Genomic DNA, 19558 nt, shown 5'->3' on the forward strand with positions numbered 1-19558 from the left:
CGGTGTCGTAAGAGGTGGACGAAGGGTGTCGCGGGCTACGTTCACCGGGGTAGGAGTAACCGAAACCCGACCCGAGGAGCCCGCGATGCCCTTCGCCGCCCTGGCCGCCGCGACGACCCCGACCGCCCACATCGGACTGGGCCTGGCCGCCGTAGGGAGGCCCGGCTACATCAACCTCCACCGAGAGCGGGACCTGCCCGCCGACCGTGACCCCGACGCCCTGCGCGCCCGCACCCACGAGCTGCTGGACGCCGCCTACGCCCAGGGCGTCCGGTACGTCGACACCGCCCGCTCCTACGGCCGCGCCGAGGAGTTCCTCGCCGAGTGGCTGGACGCCCGGCCCTCGTTCACCGACCTCGTCGTCGGTTCCAAGTGGGGCTACACCTACACCGCCGACTGGAGCGTCGAGGCCGAGGCGCACGAGGTCAAGGACCACAGCCTCGCCACCTTCGAGCGCCAGTACGCCGAGACCCGCGAGCTCCTCGGCAACCGGCTCAGCCTCTACCAGGTCCACTCGGTCACCCCGGACAGCCCGGCGCTCACCGACAAGGAACTGCTCGACCGCCTCGCCGCCCTGGCCGCCGACGGCGTCACCGTCGGCCTCTCCACCAGCGGACCCACCCAGGCCGACGCGATCCGGGCCGCCCTCGCCGTCACGGTCGACGGCGAGCCCCTCTTCCGTACGGTCCAGGCCACCTACAACGCCCTGGAGACCTCGGCCGCGCCCGCGCTCGCCGAGGCCCACGACGCCGGGGTCACCGTGATCGTCAAGGAGGGCATGGCCAACGGGCGCCTCGCGGGCGACGAGGCTCCCGCCGTGTTCCAGGAGATCGCCGCCGACGCGGGGGTGGGCGGTGACGCGGTCGCCCTCGCGCTCGTCCTGCACCAGCCCTGGGCGGGCGTCGTGCTCTCGGGCGCCGCCACGGTGGGCCAGCTCTCCGGCAATCTGCACGCCGCCGTCGTCGACCTGGACGACGAGCAGCGGGCGAGCCTCGACGCCCTGGTCGAGGAGCCGGAGGCGTACTGGCGGCACCGCGCCGGGCTGCCCTGGCACTGAACCCCGCCCACAGGGCCCGCCCGTCGGCCTCAGGAGCTCGTCAGCACGACGAGCTCCCGGGTCGCCCGGGTCATCGCGACATACCGGTCCACCGCCCCCGCGACGCCCTCGCCGAAGCTCTCCGGATCGACGAGGACGACCAGGTCGAACTCCAGGCCCTTCGACAGCTCCGGAGTCAACGACCGCACCCTGGCCGTCGCCCGGAAGGCGGGGTCGCCGATGACGCAGGCGATCCCGTCGTCGTGCGCGGCGAGCCAGTCGCCGAGGACGGCCTCCAGGTCCTCGGCCGGGCCGTGGGCGACGGGGATGCCGCTGCTGCGGACCGAGGTCGGCACATTGGCGTCGGGGAGCACGGCCCGGACGGCCGGCGCCGCCTCCGCCATGATCTCCTCCGGCGTCCGGTAGTTGATGGTCAGGGACGCCAGGCTGATCCGGTCGAGCCCGACCCGCTCCAGCCGCTCCCGCCACGACTCGGGGAACCCGTGCCGGGCCTGGGCCCGGTCCCCGACGACGGTGAAGCTCCGGGACGGGCACCGCTGGATCAGCATCTGCCACTGGGCGTCGGTCAGCTCCTGGGCCTCGTCCACGACGATGTGCGCGAACGGCCCGGCCAGCAGATCCGGCTCCACCCCGCTCGGCCGGTCCACGGTCGCCAGGGACTCCCGCAGGTCCGCCCCGCGCAGCATCACCACCGCCCCCTCGCCGTCCGCGTCCGCGTCGGCCAGCGTCTCGTCCGCGAGCAGGCTGTCGACGACCCGGTCCATCTGCTCACGCTCGGCGGCGGCCGCCGCCTCGTGGCGGCGCCGGCGCCGGGACGCCTCCGGGTCACCGAGCCGTTGCCGGGCCGCGTCCAGGAACGGCAGATCGGACTCCGTCCAGGCCTGCGCGTCCGCGCGCCGCAACCGCCGGAGCTCCTCGGCGGTCAGCCAGGGGGCGCACGTGCGCAGATAAGCGGGTACGGACCAGAGGTCGCCGACCAGGTCGGCCGCCTCGATCAGCGGCCAGGCGCGGTCGAAGAGGGCGAACAGCTCCCGGTTCCGCCGCAGGGAGACGCGCAGCTGGTCCTCCGGGGCGTCGCCGTCGTGCTTGTCCACCAGGATCGTGAGCAGCTCCTCCCAGACCTGGTCGCGTGCCTCGTTGTGCGGAGTGCCCGGATCCGCCGACCCGAACGCGGCGGCCCAGTCGGCCGCGCTCAGCCAGATGTCCGACCAGTGCGTCTCCACCCGTACGCCCTCGGCGGGCGGCTCCTCGTAGAACCGGACGGCCGGCTCGACCGCCTTCACCAGGTCCGCCGACGCCTTCAGCCGCGCCACCTCCGGATCGGTCTCGGGCCGCGCCGCCGCGCCCTCGGCGACGAGGTCCCGCAGGGTGCACGTCTGCACGCCCTCCTCACCGAGGCTCGGCAGGACGTCGGCGACGTACCCGAGATAGGGCTCGTGCGGCCCGACGAACAGCACGCCACCGCGACGGCGCGCCAGGCGCGGGTCGGAGTACAGCAGATACGCGGAGCGGTGCAGGGCGACGACGGTCTTCCCGGTGCCGGGACCCCCGTCGACGACGAGCGTGCCCCGGGAACCGGCCCGGATGACGGCGTCCTGGTCGGCCTGGATGGTGCCCAGCACATCGCGCATCCGGGACGACCGGTTGCCGCCCAGACTGGCGATGAACGCCGACTGGTCGTCCAGCGCGGCATGCCCGGCGAACCCCTCCGGTGCGAACACCTCGTCCCAGTAGTCGCTGACCCGGCCGCCGGTCCACCGGTAGCGGCGGCGGCTCGTCAGGCCCATGGGGTCGGCGTGGGTGGCCCCGAAGAACGGCTCGGCGGCCGGGGAGCGCCAGTCGACCAGCAGCCGGCGGCCCGTGCTGTCGGTCAGGCCGAGCCGCCCCACGTACAGCGGCCCGGAGCCGTCCGCGGCGACCATGTGCCCGAGGCACAGGTCGAGACCGAACCGGCGCAGGGCGCGCAGTCGTGCGGTCAGCCGGTGGATCTCCACGTCCCGGTCCATCGCCTGCCGGCTCGCCCCACCGGGCGCCCGGCGCTCGGCCGCGAGCCGGTCGGTCAGCTCGGCGGTCGACTTCTCCAGGCAGTGCGCGATGGCCGCGAAGTGTTGCTCGTCATCGGCGATCAGCGCCGGGTCGGCCTTGGGGGAGAGCCGGTCGGGGAGGTCGAACGCGCTGGTGGTCAGGGGTGTCACGTCGTCAGTTCCGATCTGCGGTACGTACGGGGGCGGCGTCCCGTCCCGGCTTCGGCGGACGATTCTGCGTCACATGGGGGGCCTTGCCGCAAGGCCCCCCATGAGCTATAAGTTGAGAGTGGCAAGGAGTGGTTCTTCCTCCGGCCACTTTTTTCCTTCTCGGGATTCCTCCCGTCTCCTCCTGGCTCCTCCCTTTCCTCCTCTCTGTGTGCTCGCGCGCAGGCCTCTCGTCCTGCAGGCCCTTCGGTGAGACAAGAACGTCTCACATGGGTTATGGTCGTCTCATGACACTCGACCGTGAGCAGGTGCTGCGCAGCGCCGCCGCCCTGCTGACCCGCAAATCGACCGCCACCATGGACGAGGTCGCCAAGGCGGCGGGCATCGGCCGGGCCACCCTCCACCGCCACTTCGCCGGGCGCGACGCCCTGGTGAAGGCGCTGGAGAATCTCGGCATCCACGAGTTCGAGGCGGCCCTGGACGCCGCCCGGCTCGACGAGGGCACCTCCGAGGAGGGGCTGCGCCGCCTCATCGCGGGGGTCGAGCCCAGCGCCGGACTGCTGTCCTTCCTCGTCAACGAGAACCAGCTCTTCGAGGGCGACGAGGTCAACGAGGGCTGGAACCGGGCCGACGCCCGCGTCTCCGCCTTCTTCCGCCGCGGCCAGGAACGCGGCGAATTCCGTATCGACCTCACCCCCGCCTGGCTGACGGAGGCCCTCTACGGGCTCGTCGGCACCGGCGCCTGGGCCGTCCAGGCGGGACGGGTCGCCGCACAGGACTTCCAACACATGATCGTCGAGTTGCTGCTCGGCGGAGCACGCCGGAGCGTTGAGCAATGATCAGCACCGACCAGAACCGGGACACCATGGACGCGGTACGCCGCCCGGGGCGGTGGATCGCGCTCGCCGTCCTCGTCCTCGCCGTGCTGCTGGTGGCCGTGGACGCGACCGTCCTCGGTCTCGCCACCCCGTTCCTCAGCGAAGACCTGGAGCCCACCGGGACCCAGCTGCTCTGGATCGGTGACGTCTACTCCTTCGTCATCGCCGGCCTGCTCGTCTCCATGGGCAGCCTCGGCGACCGGATCGGCCGCAAGAAGCTGCTGCTGATCGGCGCCGTGGCGTTCGGCGCGGTCTCCGTGCTCAACGCGTACGCGACCACGCCCGAGATGATGATCGTGGCCCGGGCGCTGCTCGGCGTCGCGGGCGCCACCCTGATGCCCTCGACCCTCGCCCTGATCCGCAACCTCTTCCACGACCCGCGCGAGCGCAGCCTCGCCATCGGGATCTGGGGCGCGATGGCCTCGGCGGGCGCGGCGGTCGGCCCGGTCGTCGGCGGATTCCTGCTCGAACACTTCTGGTGGGGCTCGGTCTTCCTCATCAACCTGCCCGTGATGGCCGTCCTCGTGGTCGTCGGCATCAAGCTGATCCCCGAGTCCAAGAACCCGGCCCCCGGCCCGTGGGACATGCTCAGCGTCGGGCTCTCCCTGGTCGGCATGATCGGTGTCGTGTACGCCATCAAGGAGACGGCCTCGCACGGCCTGAGCTGGGACTCGGCGGCGGCCGCGGTCCTCGGCATCGGCGCGCTGACCTGGTTCGTCCGCAGGCAGCTGCGGCTGCCCGCGCCCCTGCTGGACATGCGGCTCTTCCACCACCGGGGCTTCTCCGGCGCGGTCCTCGCCGACCTGCTGACCATCCTCGGCCTGTCGGGCCTGGTCTTCTTCCTCTCCCAGTTCCTGCAACTGGTGCAGGGCCGTGGGCCGCTGGAGGCCGGGCTCGCCGAACTGCCCGCCGCGATCGGCGCGGTGACCGCCGGTCTGCTGGCCGGATTCGCCGCGCGCCGCTTCTCGGTCCGCTCGGTCGTCTCGGGCGGCCTGGCGGCGGTCGGTCTGGCCCTCGGCAGTGTGACCCTGCTCGACCAGCACACCGGCTATCCGCTGCTCGGCGCCATGCTGCTGGTCGTCGGCGTCGGCGCGGGCTTCGCCTTCACCGTCACCGCCGACGTGATCCTCTCCAGCGTCCCGAAGGAGCAGGCGGGCTCCGCGTCCGCCGTCTCCGAGACCGCGTACGAACTGGGCGCGGCCCTCGGCATCGCCCTGCTGGGCTCCATCGTCACCGGCGTCTACCGGGGCTTCCCCACGCCGTCCGGTATCCCCGCCGACGTCGAGTCGGCCGCCCACGAGTCCCTGGGCGGGGCGGTCGAGTCCGCCGCGGCGCTGCCCGCCGCCCAGGCCGGGCCGCTGGTCTCGGCTGCCCAGGAGGCGTTCGTCGACGGACTGCGGTCGGCCGCGGGCGTCGGCGCCGCGGTGCTGCTGGCGGCGGCCGTCGCCGCCTGGTTCCTGCTGCGCGGCCAGAAGCTGGAGGACGGCATCGAGCACCCGTAGGCGTGCGGGCGGGACCGTACGGCGAAGGGCCCGCACCCCGGCGTGGGGTGCGGGCCCTTCGACGCGAGCGTCGTGAGGGCGGTCAGGCCGCCTTCGCCTTCGTCGCGTACATGTCCACGTACTCCTGGCCGGAGAGCCGCATCACCTCGGCCATCACCGAGTCGGTCACCGCCCGCAGCACATAGCGGTCGCGGTCCATGCCCTCGTAGCGCGAGAACTCCATCGGCTCACCGAAGCGCACCGTGACCTTGCCCGGCCGGGGCAGACCGGCGCCGCCCGGCTGCAGCTTGTCGGTCCCGATCATCGCGAACGGGATCACCGGCGCACCCGTCATCAGCGTCAGCCGCGCGATGCCCGTACGGCCCCGGTAGAGCCGCCCGTCGGGGGAGCGGGTGCCCTCGGGGTAGATCGCGAAGGCCTGCCCCTCCTCCAGCACCCGGCGGCCCGTCATCAGCGCCGCGACCCCGCCCCGGCCGCCGTCCCGGTCCACCGGGATCATGCCGCAGCCGGTGAAGAACCAGGCCATCAGCCTGCCCTTGAAGCCCTTGCCCGTGACGTACTCGTCCTTGCCGATGTAGAACACCGGCCGGTCGCAGCAGATCGGCATGATCATCGAGTCGATGAACGTGAGGTGGTTGCCCGCGAGGATCACCGGCCCGGTCCCGGGGATGTTCTCGGCGCCCTCCACCTGTGGGCGGAACATCAGGCGCAGAATCGGTCCGAGCACTGCCTTGATGACCGTGAGACGGGACAACGGTTCCTCCGGTGTCGTGGCCGGGCCGGCCGCGAGGGAACAGGGTCCAACGGGCGGTGGCCGGTGCCGACGGATGATGGTCGGTGCAGGTGAGGACGATACTCGCGGGTATGCGCTGATCGCACATCGGGTTCACGGAGCGGATACGCGGTGTTGACATGTGTTTCCGCCACGTTGGCCGGAGGTCCGTCCTCACGTACGTCTCCCAGCCTACGATCGGGCCTCGCTCGACCGGTCCCGGACATCACCAAGCGAGGAGCATTCATGACGGAGCGCGCGCGGAAGACCCCCGGCCGGCGGACCCTCCTGGGCGCCGCGGTCCTCGGCACCGCGGCCCTCGGCCTGCCCGCCGCCGCCCAGGCGGCCGAGCGGGGGCGCGGCCACGGCGGCGGCCACGGATCGCTGCGCGACCTGCCCGTGCCGACGGTGATCGGCCACCGCGGGGCCAGCGGCTACCGCCCCGAGCACACCCTCGGCTCCTACCAGCTGGCCCTCGACATGGGCGCGCACATCATCGAGCAGGACCTCGTGCCGACCAAGGACGGCCACCTCGTCTGCCGCCACGAGAACGACATCACCGGCACCACGGACGTCGCCGACCACCCCGAGTTCGCCGGCCGCAAGGCCACCAAGAGCATCGACGGCGTCTCCTACACCGGCTGGTTCACCGAGGACTTCACCCTCGCCGAGCTGAAGACGCTGCGCGCCAAGGAGCGCATCCCCGGCAACCGCCCGGACAACACGCTCTACAACGGCCGCTGGGACGTCCCCACCTTCGATGAGGTCCTGCGCTGGGCGGAGAAGGAAGGCCGCAGGCGCGGTGAGCCCGTCTGGCTGTACGTGGAGACCAAGCACCCCACCTACTTCCGGAAGCTCGGCCTCGGCCTGGAGGAGCCGCTCGCCCGGCTGCTGCGCCGCCACGGCCGGGACCGCCGGAACTCGGCCCTCATCCTCCAGTCCTTCGAGCCCGGCTCCGTCCAGCGCCTCGCCCGCCTGGTCGACACCCCGCGCATCGTCCTGCTGTCCGGCCCGAAGGAGCGCCCCTGGGACTTCGTCGAGTCGGGTGACCCGCGTACCGTCGCCGACCTGGTGAAGCCCGCCGGGCTGAAGTGGATGGCGTCCTTCGCCCAGGGCATCGGCCCCACCCTCGACCTGGTCATCCCCAAGGACGCCTCGGGACGGCTCACCGCTCCGACCACGCTGGTCCGGGACGCGCACGCCAAGGGCCTGCGGCTGCACCCGTACACGCTGCGCAACGAGAACAGCTTCCTGCCCGCCGACTTCCGGCGCGGCACCGACCCCAACGCCTACGGGGACGTGTTCGGCGCCTGCGCCGCCTACCTCGCCACCGGTATCGACGGCATCTTCGCCGACCACCCGGACACGGCCCTCCTCGCGGCGGCGGACCACGCGGGACGCTGACGCGGCAGAGGCGGGAGCGGTGCGCCTCGCGTACGGGAGGCGCACCGCGTGCACGGGAGGCGCACCGTCAGCCGCGCGCTCCCGGATGCCCCGGTCGGGTGGTGCGGCGTGACCGGAGCAACCGGCCGCCCCCACCGGCACGTCCGCCGGGACATGACGCTTCTCGATCATGACATCGACCCGGCCGCCGCCACCGTCCTCGTCGTCCGCGCGTTACAACCCCTGGTGCGCGCGGAGGCGAGGGCCGAGGCCCCGGCCGCCGGGGTCGATCCCGCCGACCTCGAACAGAGCGTCTGGGTGCGGCTGCTGGAGCGCCCGGCCGCCGCCGGACCACCCACCGACGCGGCCCGCTGGGTGCGCGACACCGTACGGGCCGAGGCGCGCCGGGGCCGCCGCACGGCCCGGCGGGAACGCCCGTACGCAGGCACCGAACCCGCCGCCGGACCGGCCGACTGCCCGGAACGCGCCGCGCTCGGGGCCGCCGAACGCCGGGCGCTGCGCTCCGCGATGGCCCGGCTGCCCGGCCGCTGCCCCCGGCTGCTGGAGGCGCTGCTCGCCCCCGGAGACCCGACCTACCGGGAAATCGCAGGGGAGTTGGGTATGTCACAGGGGAGTTTGGGTCCCATCCGTTCCCGTTGCCTTGGATGTCTGCGCAGAATGCTGGCTGCGGAGGTTGTCGCCCCATCCGTGCGGGGATAGGGAGCGGTAGGCAACCGGCGGACAGGTGAGCGGGAGGCGTGCACACATGGGCATGAGCGTGACCATCTCGGCGGCGACGGCACAGGACGTCGAGCAGATCTTCAGACTTCAGTACCTCTGCTTCCAGCGCGAGGCGGAGCTGTACGACAACTACCGGATCGACCCGCTCGTCCAGAGCCTCGCCTCGCTGCGCGCCGAAGTCGCCGACGACCTGGTGTTCGTGGCCCGGCTCGGTGACGAAGTCGTCGGCACGGTCCGAGGATTCACCGACCCCGACGGCACGGGACTGATCGGCAAGCTCTGCGTCCACCCCCGCCTCCAGGGCCACGGCCTGGGCGCCCGGCTGCTGCTGGCCGCCGAGTCGGCGCTGACCGCCGAGCGGGCGGCGACCCGTTTCCGGCTGCACAGCGGCCACCGCAGCGAGGGCAATCTGCGGCTCTACCGGCGGGCCGGATACGCCCGGGTCGGGGCCGTCACCGGAGCCGACGGCGTACAGCTGATCCTGCTGGAGAAGGACGCTGCCGCCCGGGACTTCGTGGCCAGCGCCTGACCTGGGGCGGGTCGTCCGGATCAGGTCGGGCTCGCCCGCCCGGCCGCGCGCGGCCGGGCGGAACGGTCAGGTCTCAGGCCGCAGCCGTCCTCGCGTGGCGCAGCCAGATCATCCCGGTGACCGGCAGGATCACCGGGATGAAGAGGTAGCCCATCCCGAAGTCCGACCACACCGTCGAGTCCGGGAACGCGGCCGGCTCGGCCAGCGTCCACGCGCCGACGACCAGCACGCCCAGCAGCTCCGCCGCGCAGCACACCAGCGCCGCCTTGCGGGCCTTCTCCCCGCCGCGCACCAGCGAGTACGTGATGAAGCCGTAGACGACGGCCGCGACCGCCGAGAGCGTGTAGGCCAGCGGAGCGCGGTCGAAGCCCCGGGCGATCTCGACGATCGTGCGCGAGGCCGCCGCGACCGTGAACACCCCGTAGAACCAGACCAGGACCCGGCCGGGCCCCGTGCCCAGCTCGAAGGGCGGCTTCGGGGCCGTGGCCACCTCGGGGCGGTCGGTGTCGCTCACGTCAGTTTCCCCAGATGTCATAGAGCCGGACCTCCAGAACCGCCAGCACGACCGCGCCCGCCGCCACCGTGACCGAGCCCCAGCGGGTCCGCTCGGTCAACGACAGGAATCCGGCCGCGGGCACGGCGGCGAACGAACCGATCAGATAGGCGATGAACACCGCCATCCCCTGCTCCGGCCGCTCCCCGCGCGCCAGCTGTACGACGCCCACCACCAACTGGGCCAGCGCCAGCACGGAGACGATTGCCATCCCGATGAAGTGCCAGTCCTTCGTCGGCTGGTCCCGGTAGGCGGCATGTCCGCACCAGGCGGCGAGGGCGAGCGCGGTCACGGCGACCGCGACCGTCAGGGCGTCAAGCATGAGTCGAGGGTATTACGGACGGATCGCCCGCCCGCGTGCGGCCCCGACGACCGCGGAGGCCGCCCGCGCACGGGCGCCGGGATCGTGGCCTTGGCCACAACCGGCGGGCGACATTCCGCTCCCAGGCTGCCGCGCCGTCATCGGACGCGCCTCCGCATGGGCATCGTCGTTGCAGGTCACAGGGGTGCACCGGAGGCCGGGCGGCGGAACCGGAAGGGAAGGATCCGCCCATCCAGCACTGTCCGCTATGCGGACAGCCGGGATCGCGCAGACCTCACGTCTGTTTTACTTGGCCCATGACCACGACGAGCAGCCGCACCCTTGCGACCGAGGCGATCAGCACGCCCGGTGCTCGTTGTATGTGTCGAATGCGCGCCTTCTGAGGGCCCCCGCCTGAGCCTCGCGCCCCGAAGCGAGACCGAGCCTGTGCCGTTCGCAGTCAATCGAACGAGCCTGCCCGCGCATGCGCTGCTCCCCGGCCGATCGCCGCCTGAAGCCATGCCGAGACGTAACCCGGCCGACCAGCCCGAACAGTCTCCTCGACGAATGCCCCGTGCCCGGCGGACACCGCGCCGCGCACTCGACAGTGACGGAAACCCCCTGTGATCACCACGACGGGCCTCACGAAGGTCTACCAGTCGCGCGACCGCGAGGTCACCGCACTCGACGGCGTCGACCTGCACGTCCGCGAAGGCGAGGTGTACGGAGTCATCGGACAGAGCGGCGCCGGCAAGTCCTCCCTCATCCGCTGCGTCAACCTCCTGGAACGCCCCACCTCCGGCACCGTGACGGTGGCCGGCCAGGACCTCACCGCCCTCGCCGGCCGCGGCCGGCGGGCCGGCGCGGAGCTGCGCCGGGCGCGCACCCGCATCGGCATGGTCTTCCAGCACTTCAACCTGCTGGACTCCCGCACCGTCCTGGACAACGTGGAACTGCCGCTGGAGATCCTCGGGGTCTCCGGCCAGGCACGCACCCGCAAGGCCAAGGAACTGCTCGACCTGGTCGGCCTCGCCGAAAAGGCGAAGTCCTACCCCGGTCAGCTCTCCGGCGGCCAGAAGCAGCGCGTGGGCATAGCCCGCGCCCTCGCGGGCGACCCCCAGGTGCTGCTCTCGGACGAGGCGACCTCCGCGCTCGACCCCGAGACCACCCGCTCCATCCTCCAGCTGCTGCGCGACCTCAACCAGCAGCTCGGCCTGACCGTCCTGCTCATCACCCACGAGATGGACGTCGTCAAGACCGTCTGCGACTCCGCCGCGCTCATACGGCGCGGCCGGATCGTCGAGTCCGGGACCGTCGGCGAACTCCTCGCCACCCCCGGCTCCGAACTGGCCCACGAGCTGTTCCCGGTCGGCGGGACCGCCTCCGGCCCGGACCGCACGGTCGTCGACGTCACCTTCCAGGGGGAGTCGGCCTCCCAGCCGGTCATCTCCCAGCTCTCGCGGACGTACAACATCGACATCTCGATCCTCGGCGCCGCGATGGACACCGTCGGCGGCAACCAGATCGGCCGGATGCGCATCGAGCTGCCGGGCCGGTTCGAGGAGAACGTCGTCCCCATCGGCTTCCTGCGCGAACAGGGCCTCCAGGCCGAGGTCGTCGACGCCGAGCCCGCCACGACCGCCGCAACCCCCGCCGTACCGGAGCAGACGCCCGCCGCGCTCACCAAGGAGGTCGTCAAGTGACCTGGTCCGAAATGCAGCCCCTGCTGACCCAGGGCACCCTCGACACCCTCTACATGGTGCTGTGGTCCGCGCTGGTCACCGTCGCCGGCGGACTGCCGCTCGGCGTCCTGCTCGTCCTCACCGACAAGGGCGGACTGCTGCAGAACACCGTGGTGAACAAGGTCGTCGGCGTGATCGTGAACATCGGCCGCTCGCTGCCGTTCATCATCCTGCTGATCGCCCTGATCCCCTTCACCACCTGGATCGTCGGCACCTTCATCGGCCCCACCGCGATGATCGTGCCGCTCGCCGTCGGCGCCATCCCGTTCTTCGCCCGGCTCGTCGAGACGGCGATCCGCGAGGTCGACCACGGGCTCGTCGAAGCGGTCCAGTCGATGGGCGGGTCCATCCCCACCATCGTCCGCAAGGTGCTCCTCCCGCAGGCCCTGCCCTCGCTCGTCTCGGGCGTCACCACCACCCTCATCGTGCTCATCGGCTACTCCGCGATGGCCGGCGCGGTCGGCGGCGAAGGGCTCGGCTCCAAGGCCGTCACCTACGGATTCCAGCGCTTCGACAACCAGTTCATGCTGATCACCGTCGCGCTGCTGATCGTCATCGTCACCGTGATCCAGCTGATCGGCGACCTCACCGGCCGGCTGCTGGCCCGCCGCGGCCGCACCGCCTCCTAGGGGGTGTCTTGCCGATGAGGGCCGGGTCCACGGCAAGACACCCCCAGGCCCCAGAACTTTCCGTCCCCACCGAGCCCGAACTCCTTGTCCGGGCGCACCACCACAAGAAAGAGGCACTTTTCGTGCGCAAGAACATCAAGATCACCGCAGCTGCCGCCGCCACCGCCGCCCTCGCGATCGGCCTCAGCGCCTGCGGTACGTCCTCCGACCCGGCATCCAAGGGCGAGACCGGCGCGAACGCCGACACCTCCAAGGCCCTGGTCGTCGCCGCGTCCCCGACGCCGCACGCCGACATCCTGAACTTCGTCAAGAAGAACCTGGCGGACAAGGAAGGCCTGAAGCTGGAGGTCAAGGAGTTCACGGACTACGTCCTGCCGAACACCGCCACCCAGAACGGCCAGGTCGACGCCAACTTCTTCCAGCACAAGCCCTACCTGGACGACTTCAACGCCAAGCAGAAGACCACCATCGTCCCGGTGGTCAACGTGCACCTGGAGCCGCTCGGCCTCTACTCCAAGACGGTCAAGGACCTGAAGGACATCAAGGCCGGCCAGACGATAGCCGTCCCCAACGACACCACCAACGGCGGCCGCGCCCTCCAGCTGCTCGCCGACAACGGCCTCATCACCCTCAAGGACGGCGTCGGCACCAGCGCCAAGCTGAGCGACATCACCGACAAGAAGGGCCTGGAGTTCAAGGAGCTGGAGGCCGCCACCGTGCCCCGCGCCCTGGACGACGTGGACGCCGCCGTCATCAACGGCAACTACGCCATCGAGGCCGACCTGAAGCCCGGCAAGGACTCCATCGTCCTGGAGAAGGCCGAGGGCAACCCGTACGCCAACTTCGTCGCGGTCAAGGACGGCAACGAGAAGGACCCGCGCGTCGAGAAGCTCGCCAAGCTCCTCAACTCCGACGAGGTCAAGAAGTTCATCGAGGACACCTACCAGGGCTCGATCGTCCCGTCCTTCGGTACGCCCGCCAAGTCCTGACACCCGCCCGGCACTTGCCGACGGAGCCCCGCACCTCCCGCCCGGAGGCGCGGGGCTCCGTCGTGCCGACCCGCCCATGCACAAGGCGGACCCGATGCTGCATGCTGTGCCTTTACCCGGTCTTCGGCATGGAGCTGCGCATGACTACCACCTTTCCGTCCATCTCCATCAGCACGGACAGGTTGGTGATGCGCCCCTTCGAGATGGCCGACATCCCCGCGCACATCGAGATGATGAACGACGAGATGGTCACCGCGTGGATGGACGGGCCGAACCCGTACACCCAGGTCGACGCCGAACGCTGGGTCCGCAGGATCGCCCCCGCCGAACGCACCGGCGGCCACGGCATCGCCCTCGCCGTCACCGAGTTCCTCACCCAGCGGCTCGTCGGCAGCGTCCGCCTCCTCAACACCGACTGGCGCACCCGCTCCACCGAGGTCCGCTACATCACCGCCCCCTGGGCCCGCGGCGAGGGGTACGCCACCGAATCCGTGCTCGCCATAGCCGAATGGCTCTTCCGCGACCAGGGCTTCGAACGCATCGAGCTGCGCACCCCCGCCGACAACACCGCATCCCAGCAGGTCGCCCAGAAGCTCGGCTGCATCAGCGAGGGCGTCCTGCGCAACGCCCGCATCGCCCGCACCCGGACCGAGAACGGCACCGACGGAGGCTGGACCGACATCCGCACCGACCTGATCGTCTGGGGCCTCCTCCCCGAGGACCTCGAAGGGGTCGCCGAGCAGCTCGCGGACGCCGGCGGCTACGGCACGTACAACGACTGGAAGTAGAGCCCGAGGCCACCCGCGGGCCCAAGGTCCGGACCAGGTACTCTCACCCCTGCCCGGCACACCCGGGTGGACGCCCCACTCCTCCGACACCCCAGGAGACAGACGACGATGGCCGACCGGGTCACGGTGATCGGCTGGGACGGCTCGCCACTGACCAGAGCGGCCACGGCCGCGCTCTCGGCCGCCACGCTCGTCGCCGGCGCCGCGCACCACCTCGCCCTGCCGGAAGTGCCCCCGAACGCCGAACGCATCCGCCTCGGCAGTATCGACCTCGCCGCCCGTCGCATAGCCGGACACCGCGGCAGCGCCGTGGTCCTCGCCGACGGCGACCCCGGCTTCTTCGGCGTCGTCCGCACCCTGCGCGCCCGCGAACACGGCCTGGAAGTCGAGGTCGTCCCCGCGGTCTCCTCCGTGGCCACCGCCTTCGCCCGGGCCGGGATGCCCTGGGACGACGCCCAGATCGTCGTCGCCCACCCCCGCACCCTGCGCCGCGCGGTCAACGTCTGCCGGGCCCACCACAAGGTCGCCGTCCTCACCTCACCGGGCGCGGGCCCCGCCGAACTGGCCCTCCTCCTCGACGGAGTCCACCGCACCTTCGTCATCTGCGAGGAACTCGGCACCGCCCGCGAGCGCGTCACCGTTCTCACCTCGGACAAAGCCGCCGACCACGCCTGGCGCGACCCCAACGTCGTCATCGTCATCGGCGGCGGCCCCGAGACCACCCCCGCCGGCGCCTGGATAGCCGGCCGCCAACCCGCCTACCCGCAGGGAATACGCGGCTGGGCCCTGCCCGCCGAGGCCTACCGGGCCGCCGGGGCCGAGCGGATGCAGGAGTCCGGCGAGGGCGAGTTCCCCGGCCTGCGCGCCGCCCAGCTCGCCCGTCTCGGCCCCCGCACCGGCGATCTGGTCTGGGACATCGGCTCCGGCAGCGGCGCCCTCGCCGTAGAGGCGGCCCGCTTCGGCGCGGCGGTCCTGGCCGTCGACGCCGACCCGGCCGCCTGCGCCCGCACGGAGGCCGCCGCCCGTGCCTTCGGCGTCCCCGTCCAGGTCGTCCGCGGCCGCGCCCCGCATATCCTGGAGCGCCTGCCCGAACCGGACGTCGTACGGATCGGCGGCGGGGGAGTGCCGGTGGCCCGGGCCGTCGTGGACCGGCGGCCGGAACGCATCGTCACGCACGCCTCCAACCGGGACGAGGCCGAGGCGCTCGGCGCGGCCCTCACCGGCAACGGTTACACCGTCGAGTGCTCGCTGCTCCAGTCCGTCGACCTGGACACCGAGGTGTGGACCGAGCGCGAGAGGTCCGTGGTGTTCCTGCTCTCCGCGGGGCGTTCCGACCTCGCCCCCTGAGCCGTTCCGCCCGGTACGGGAGGTAGGCTGGCCGATTGTTGTACCGCGCCCGGGCGTTCGTCGCTTCGTTTGCCAATGTCCGGAAAAGTGGACTGTTTTGGTCCGCACTGTGGTACGGCACAACCCGGGGGACGCGCAACGTGGCGCAGTCCACAGTGAGCCGTGGCAGAACTGCCTGTCGCGGCGGCGAACGGCCGCGAGAATAGGAAGCTCCGCGGGCGTTTCGTGCCGCGCGGCCAGCCCGCTCGTTCTTGTTGACGAGCACCGGCGTGCCGTGGTTCGGCGTCCCGGGCGAAGGGCCGAAGGAGCACTGACGATGGGCGAGGGGTACGCATGACTGACACCGGCCAGATCCCGGGCGAGGGACTGCCGGAGAACGCAGGCATGGTGGAGCAGCCGGGCATCCCCGCCCCGGACGCGCACACCTTCCTCGACCCCTCCGAGCACACCCCCGAGGACGACGACCTTCTGCTGATGCCGACCTCCCAGGGTGCCTGGAGCGACCCGCAGGCCGCCCCGGCCCCCGCGCAGGTCCAGCCCGCGGCGCAGGCCGCCGTGGCCCAGCCCCCCGTGCCCGAGCAGGGTCTCCAGCAGCAGCCCCAGCCGCAGGTTCCGGCGCAGCAGGCCCAGGCGGCCCCCGCCCCCGTGGAGCCGCACGGCACGCACGAGTCCGGCGGCCGCGACTCCGGCTCCGTGGACCTCAACGGCGTACGCTTCCCCGCACCCGCACCCGCACCGGTCGGCGCGCACGCGGCAGCCGCCCCCGCCCGCCGCCCCCTGCACCGGGGGCCCGCCTCCGCCGAGCCCCCGTCGTACGGCGGTACGCAGGGCGGCGTCGTGCGCTCGCTGGCCGACCGCGGCCCCGCCGAAGCCACCCGGACCGCCGCCCCCGCCCGCCACGCGGGCCCGCCGACGACCGGCCCCGAGTACTTCGACGTCCCGGCCGAGGACCCCTCGACCCTGCCGGGCCCCCAGTTGGGCGAGATCCCGCCGCAGGCCGGCGCCCCGTGGGGGGCGCAGCCGCCGGAGCCGGAGCAGGCCGTCGCGGAGCCCGTGGCCGCCGAGCCGGCTCAGCAGCCGGAGCAGGCTGTCGTGGCCGAGCAGCCGGTGGAGCAGCCCGCCGTGATCGAGCAGGCGGCGGCCGAGCAGCAGGTTCGGACGGCCCAGCCGGTTCAGCAGGAGGAGCAGGCGGCCGTGCCTGCCCCCGATGAGGTCCTGGTGGCTCCGGTCGCCCCGGTGGCTCCGGCCGCGCAGCCGGACCAGCCGGTGGAGCCCGCCGCCGATGCGCGGCCCGAGCCGTCCCCGCAGGCCGTCCCGGCAGAAACGGTCGTTCCCGAGCCGGCGGCGGTGGCCACGCCCCCCGCCGGACTCGTCCCGGAGCCGGAGCCGGAGCCGGAGGCGGCTCGGCCGGAGACCCCGGCCGAGCCGGCGGAAGCACCCGTCCAGGCTGCCCACGAGGTGACCGCACCGGAGCCGCCGGAGGCGCAGCCCGCTGTCGCCGCGGCCCCCGAGCCCGAGGCACAGGCCACCCCGGCGGAAGCCGCGGCTCCGGAACCCCGGGCCCCCGTACAGTCCGCGACCGTGACCGAGGAGTCGGCCCAGCCCGAGCAGGCGGCGCAGGCCGAGCAGGCGGCGCAGGCCGAGCCCGTGGCCGAGCCCGGGCAGGAGCGGCCCGTCGAACCGGCCCCCGAGCCGGTCCCGGCCGCAGCGGCGACCGAGAGCCCGGATGCCCTTGTGGCTCCGGAGACCGCCGTGGCGGAGCCGGTGCCCGCACCGCTCGCACCCGAACCGGTACAGCCCGACCCCGTGCAGGCGGCGCCCGTTCAGCCGGAACCCGTTCAGCCGGAGCCCGTCGCCGAAGAGCCCGTAGAGTCCTCCGAGCCCCTGGCCGAGGGCACAGCGGCAGGAGCCGCGCCGGAGCAGGAAGCCGCCCCGGCCCCCGCCCCCGAGCCCGCTGTCGAGCCCGAGGTCGCGGCGACGGCGCCGGAAGCGGCCCACGTGGCCGAGCCCGACGCGGAGGACGGCACCGGCCCCGAGGTCATCGAGACGCCGGAGCTCCTTCCGGAGCCGCAGGCGACCGACGCACAGCACACCGAGCCGCAGGCCGAGGTGGAGCACGAGTCCGACGTGCCGCGGCAGCCGGCGACGGCAGCACGGCCCGATGAGTCCTCGGAGTCCTCCGAGCCCGCGGAGTCGTCGTTCACGCCGCCCGCCCCCGGCTACGACGACGCCGAGCGCGAAGCGGTGCTGCGGGTCATGCGCGAGCGCCGGGACATCCGCAACGGCTTCCGCAGCGACCCGATCCCGCACGAGGTCCTGCTCCGGGTGCTGGAGGCGGCGCACACCGCGCCGAGCGTCGGCCACTCGCAGCCGTGGGACTTCGTCGTCATCCGCTCGGCGGAGACCCGCCGCTCCATGCACGAACTGGCCCAGAGCCAGCGCGACGCCTACGCCAAGTCGCTGCCCAAGGGCCGGGCGAAGCAGTTCAAGGAACTGAAGATCGAGGCGATCCTCGACACCCCGGTCAACATCGTCGTCACCGCCGACCCCACCCGGGGCGGCCGCCACACCCTCGGCCGGCACACCCAGCCGCAGATGGCGCCGTACTCCTCGGCCCTCGCCGTCGAGAACCTCTGGCTCGCCGCCCGCGCCGAGGGCCTCGGCGTCGGCTGGGTCAGCTTCTTCGACGAGCGGGAGATGGTCCGCGCGCTGGGCCTGCCCGAGCACCTGGAGGTCGTGGCCTACCTGTGCGTCGGTTACGTCGACGAGTTCCCCGAGGAGCCCGAGCTGATGCAGGCGGGCTGGTCCAAGCGCCGCCCGCTGTCCTGGGTCGTCCACGAGGAGACGTACGGCCGTCGCGCGCTGCCCGGCGCCGAGCCGCACGACCTGCTCCAGGAGACGATCTCCGCGATCCGCCCGCTGGACGCGAAGGCGCTCGGCGAGGCGTGGGAACGCCAGAAGCGGATGACGAAGCCCGCCGGCGCGCTCGGCATGCTGGAGATCATCTCCGCCCAGCTGTCCGGGCTCTCCCGGATGTGCCCGCCGCCGATCCCGGAGCCCGCGGCCGTCGCGATCTTCGCCGGTGACCACGGGGTGCACGCCCAGGGGGTCACCGCCTGGCCGCAGGAGGTCACCGCCCAGATGGTGGCGAACTTCCTCGGCGGCGGAGCCGTCTGCAACGCCTTCGCGGCCCAGGTCGGCGCGGAGGTCTGCGTCGTGGACGTCGGCGTGGCCACGGACCTGCCCGCGACCCCCGGCCTGCTGCCCCGCAAGGTACGCCCGGGTACGGCGGACTTCACCACGGGCCCCGCGCTCAGCCGCGAAGAGGTCCTCGCCGCGATCGAGGTGGGCATCGAGACCGCCCGGGATCTGGTGGCGGCGGGCAACAAGGCCCTGCTCACCGGCGAGATGGGCATTGCCAACACCACGGCGTCGGCCGCGCTGATCTGCGTCTACACGGGGAGCGACGCCGCCGAGGTGACCGGCCGGGGGACCGGCATCAACGACGAGATGCACGCCCGCAAGGTCGACGTCGTCCGCCGCGCGCTGGACCTGCACCAGCCCGACCCGGCCGACCCGATCGGTGTGCTCGCCGCGGTCGGCGGCCTGGAGCACGCGGCGATGGCGGGCTTCCTCCTCGGCGGAGCCTCCCTGCGTACGCCGGTGATCCTGGACGGCGTGAGCGCGGGCGCGGCGGCCCTGGTCGCCCGCGCCATCGCCCCCGAGGCACTGGCAGCCTGCATCGCCGGCCACCGCAGCGCGGAGCCCGGCCATGTAGCCGCGCTCAACAAGCTGGGTCTGCGCCCGCTGGTCGACCTCGACCTCCGCCTGGGCGAGGGCACCGGCGCGCTGCTGGCACTCCCGATCGTGCAGAGCGCGGCGCGCGCGATGCACGAGGTGGCGACGTTCGACTCGGCAGGCGTGACGGAGAAGTAGCCCTCACCATTCCAGCCCCTCCGGGGGTTTGAGGAGCGGGGTCCGGGGCGGAGCCCCGGTTTCGGGAGGGGGCGGGTGGGGGAGCGAGGCCCGCCGCAGGCGCCCCGCCCCACCCCCGGGGCCCCACCCACCCCCACCCCGTATCGTGTCCCCCACCCGGACCCCACTTTCCGCACGTCACAGCCGCTCCACCGCCGCAGCGGCACGCAACGCAGCACC

General features: G+C 72.7%; 16 protein-coding genes. 12 read left to right on the plus strand and 4 right to left on the minus strand.

Going from position 1 to position 19558, the window contains the following annotated elements; all coding sequences use genetic code 11:
- Positions 1 to 85 precede the first annotated feature (85 nt).
- A complete protein-coding gene (locus ACFWRV_RS25725; RefSeq protein WP_384338107.1) occupies positions 86 to 1057 on the plus strand; it encodes an aldo/keto reductase in 972 nt (323 codons plus the stop codon).
- Between the two features lie 29 nt (positions 1058 to 1086).
- Here the strand turns inward: ACFWRV_RS25725 and helR are convergent, their stop codons facing one another.
- Positions 1087 to 3252 (minus strand): RNA polymerase recycling motor ATPase HelR, encoded by a 2166-nt coding sequence (gene helR, locus ACFWRV_RS25730; RefSeq protein ID WP_384338108.1) that lies wholly within the window; start codon positions 3250 to 3252, stop codon positions 1087 to 1089.
- Positions 3253 to 3536: 284 nt separating this feature from the next.
- Here helR and ACFWRV_RS25735 point away from each other — a divergent pair, with 284 nt between their 5' ends.
- Positions 3537 to 4088, plus strand: a complete 552-nt coding sequence (locus ACFWRV_RS25735; protein ID WP_384338109.1) for a TetR/AcrR family transcriptional regulator — start codon at positions 3537 to 3539, stop codon at positions 4086 to 4088.
- A complete protein-coding gene (locus tag ACFWRV_RS25740; protein ID WP_384338110.1) occupies positions 4085 to 5629 on the plus strand; it encodes an MFS transporter in 1545 nt (514 codons plus the stop codon). The genes ACFWRV_RS25735 and ACFWRV_RS25740 overlap by 4 nt, the downstream gene beginning before the upstream one ends.
- Positions 5630 to 5711: 82 nt before the next feature.
- On the opposite strand, the gene ACFWRV_RS25745 is transcribed toward ACFWRV_RS25740, so the two are convergent.
- Entirely contained in the window at positions 5712 to 6383 is a 672-nt protein-coding gene (locus tag ACFWRV_RS25745) for a 1-acyl-sn-glycerol-3-phosphate acyltransferase (protein ID WP_229320536.1), read from the minus strand.
- Positions 6384 to 6647: 264 nt separating this feature from the next.
- On the opposite strand from ACFWRV_RS25745, the gene ACFWRV_RS25750 reads away from it, so the two are divergent.
- From ACFWRV_RS25750 to ACFWRV_RS25760, 3 genes are all read left to right on the plus strand, one after another.
- Positions 6648 to 7805, plus strand: coding sequence for a glycerophosphodiester phosphodiesterase (locus ACFWRV_RS25750; RefSeq protein WP_384338111.1), 1158 nt, complete (start codon positions 6648 to 6650; stop codon positions 7803 to 7805).
- A 153-nt stretch (positions 7806 to 7958) separates the two neighbouring features.
- Positions 7959 to 8504 (plus strand): sigma-70 family RNA polymerase sigma factor, encoded by a 546-nt coding sequence (locus ACFWRV_RS25755; RefSeq protein WP_384338135.1) that lies wholly within the window; start codon positions 7959 to 7961, stop codon positions 8502 to 8504.
- Between the two features lie 46 nt (positions 8505 to 8550).
- Positions 8551 to 9054, plus strand: a complete 504-nt coding sequence (locus ACFWRV_RS25760; RefSeq protein WP_384338112.1) for a GNAT family N-acetyltransferase — start codon at positions 8551 to 8553, stop codon at positions 9052 to 9054.
- A 73-nt stretch (positions 9055 to 9127) separates the two neighbouring features.
- Here ACFWRV_RS25760 and ACFWRV_RS25765 read toward each other — a convergent pair whose 3' ends face one another.
- Positions 9128 to 9568 carry a hypothetical protein gene (locus ACFWRV_RS25765; protein ID WP_384338113.1) on the minus strand — a complete coding sequence of 147 codons (441 nt, stop codon included), beginning with the start codon at positions 9566 to 9568 and terminating at the stop codon, positions 9128 to 9130.
- A 1-nt stretch (position 9569) separates the two neighbouring features.
- The gene (locus ACFWRV_RS25770) at positions 9570 to 9929 is read right to left on the minus strand and encodes a hypothetical protein (protein ID WP_382773667.1); all 360 of its coding nucleotides are present in this window, start codon (positions 9927 to 9929) and stop codon (positions 9570 to 9572) included.
- A 602-nt stretch (positions 9930 to 10531) separates the two neighbouring features.
- Here ACFWRV_RS25770 and ACFWRV_RS25775 point away from each other — a divergent pair.
- The 6 genes from ACFWRV_RS25775 (at position 10532) to cobT (ending at position 19339) form a co-directional block, all read left to right on the plus strand.
- The gene (locus tag ACFWRV_RS25775; RefSeq protein ID WP_384338114.1) at positions 10532 to 11611 is read left to right on the plus strand and encodes a methionine ABC transporter ATP-binding protein; all 1080 of its coding nucleotides are present in this window, start codon (positions 10532 to 10534) and stop codon (positions 11609 to 11611) included.
- Positions 11608 to 12279 (plus strand): methionine ABC transporter permease, encoded by a 672-nt coding sequence (locus tag ACFWRV_RS25780; RefSeq protein WP_384338115.1) that lies wholly within the window; start codon positions 11608 to 11610, stop codon positions 12277 to 12279. The genes ACFWRV_RS25775 and ACFWRV_RS25780 overlap by 4 nt, the downstream gene beginning before the upstream one ends.
- Positions 12280 to 12401: 122 nt before the next feature.
- A complete protein-coding gene (locus tag ACFWRV_RS25785) occupies positions 12402 to 13268 on the plus strand; it encodes a MetQ/NlpA family ABC transporter substrate-binding protein (RefSeq protein WP_384338116.1) in 867 nt (288 codons plus the stop codon).
- A gap of 101 nt (positions 13269 to 13369) precedes the next feature.
- Complete coding sequence (locus tag ACFWRV_RS25790) at positions 13370 to 14056, plus strand: GNAT family N-acetyltransferase (protein WP_384338117.1); 687 nt, start codon at positions 13370 to 13372, stop codon at positions 14054 to 14056.
- Between the two features lie 108 nt (positions 14057 to 14164).
- Positions 14165 to 15403 carry a precorrin-6y C5,15-methyltransferase (decarboxylating) subunit CbiE gene (cbiE, locus tag ACFWRV_RS25795; protein ID WP_384338118.1) on the plus strand — a complete coding sequence of 413 codons (1239 nt, stop codon included), beginning with the start codon at positions 14165 to 14167 and terminating at the stop codon, positions 15401 to 15403.
- 333 nt (positions 15404 to 15736) lie between these two features.
- Positions 15737 to 19339, plus strand: coding sequence for a nicotinate-nucleotide--dimethylbenzimidazole phosphoribosyltransferase (cobT, locus tag ACFWRV_RS25800; RefSeq protein ID WP_384338119.1), 3603 nt, complete (start codon positions 15737 to 15739; stop codon positions 19337 to 19339).
- The last annotated feature ends 219 nt before the right edge of the window (positions 19340 to 19558 follow it).

The sequence above is a fragment of the Streptomyces sp. NPDC058576 genome (genome assembly GCF_042718715.1).
Classification (GTDB): domain Bacteria; phylum Actinomycetota; class Actinomycetes; order Streptomycetales; family Streptomycetaceae; genus Streptomyces.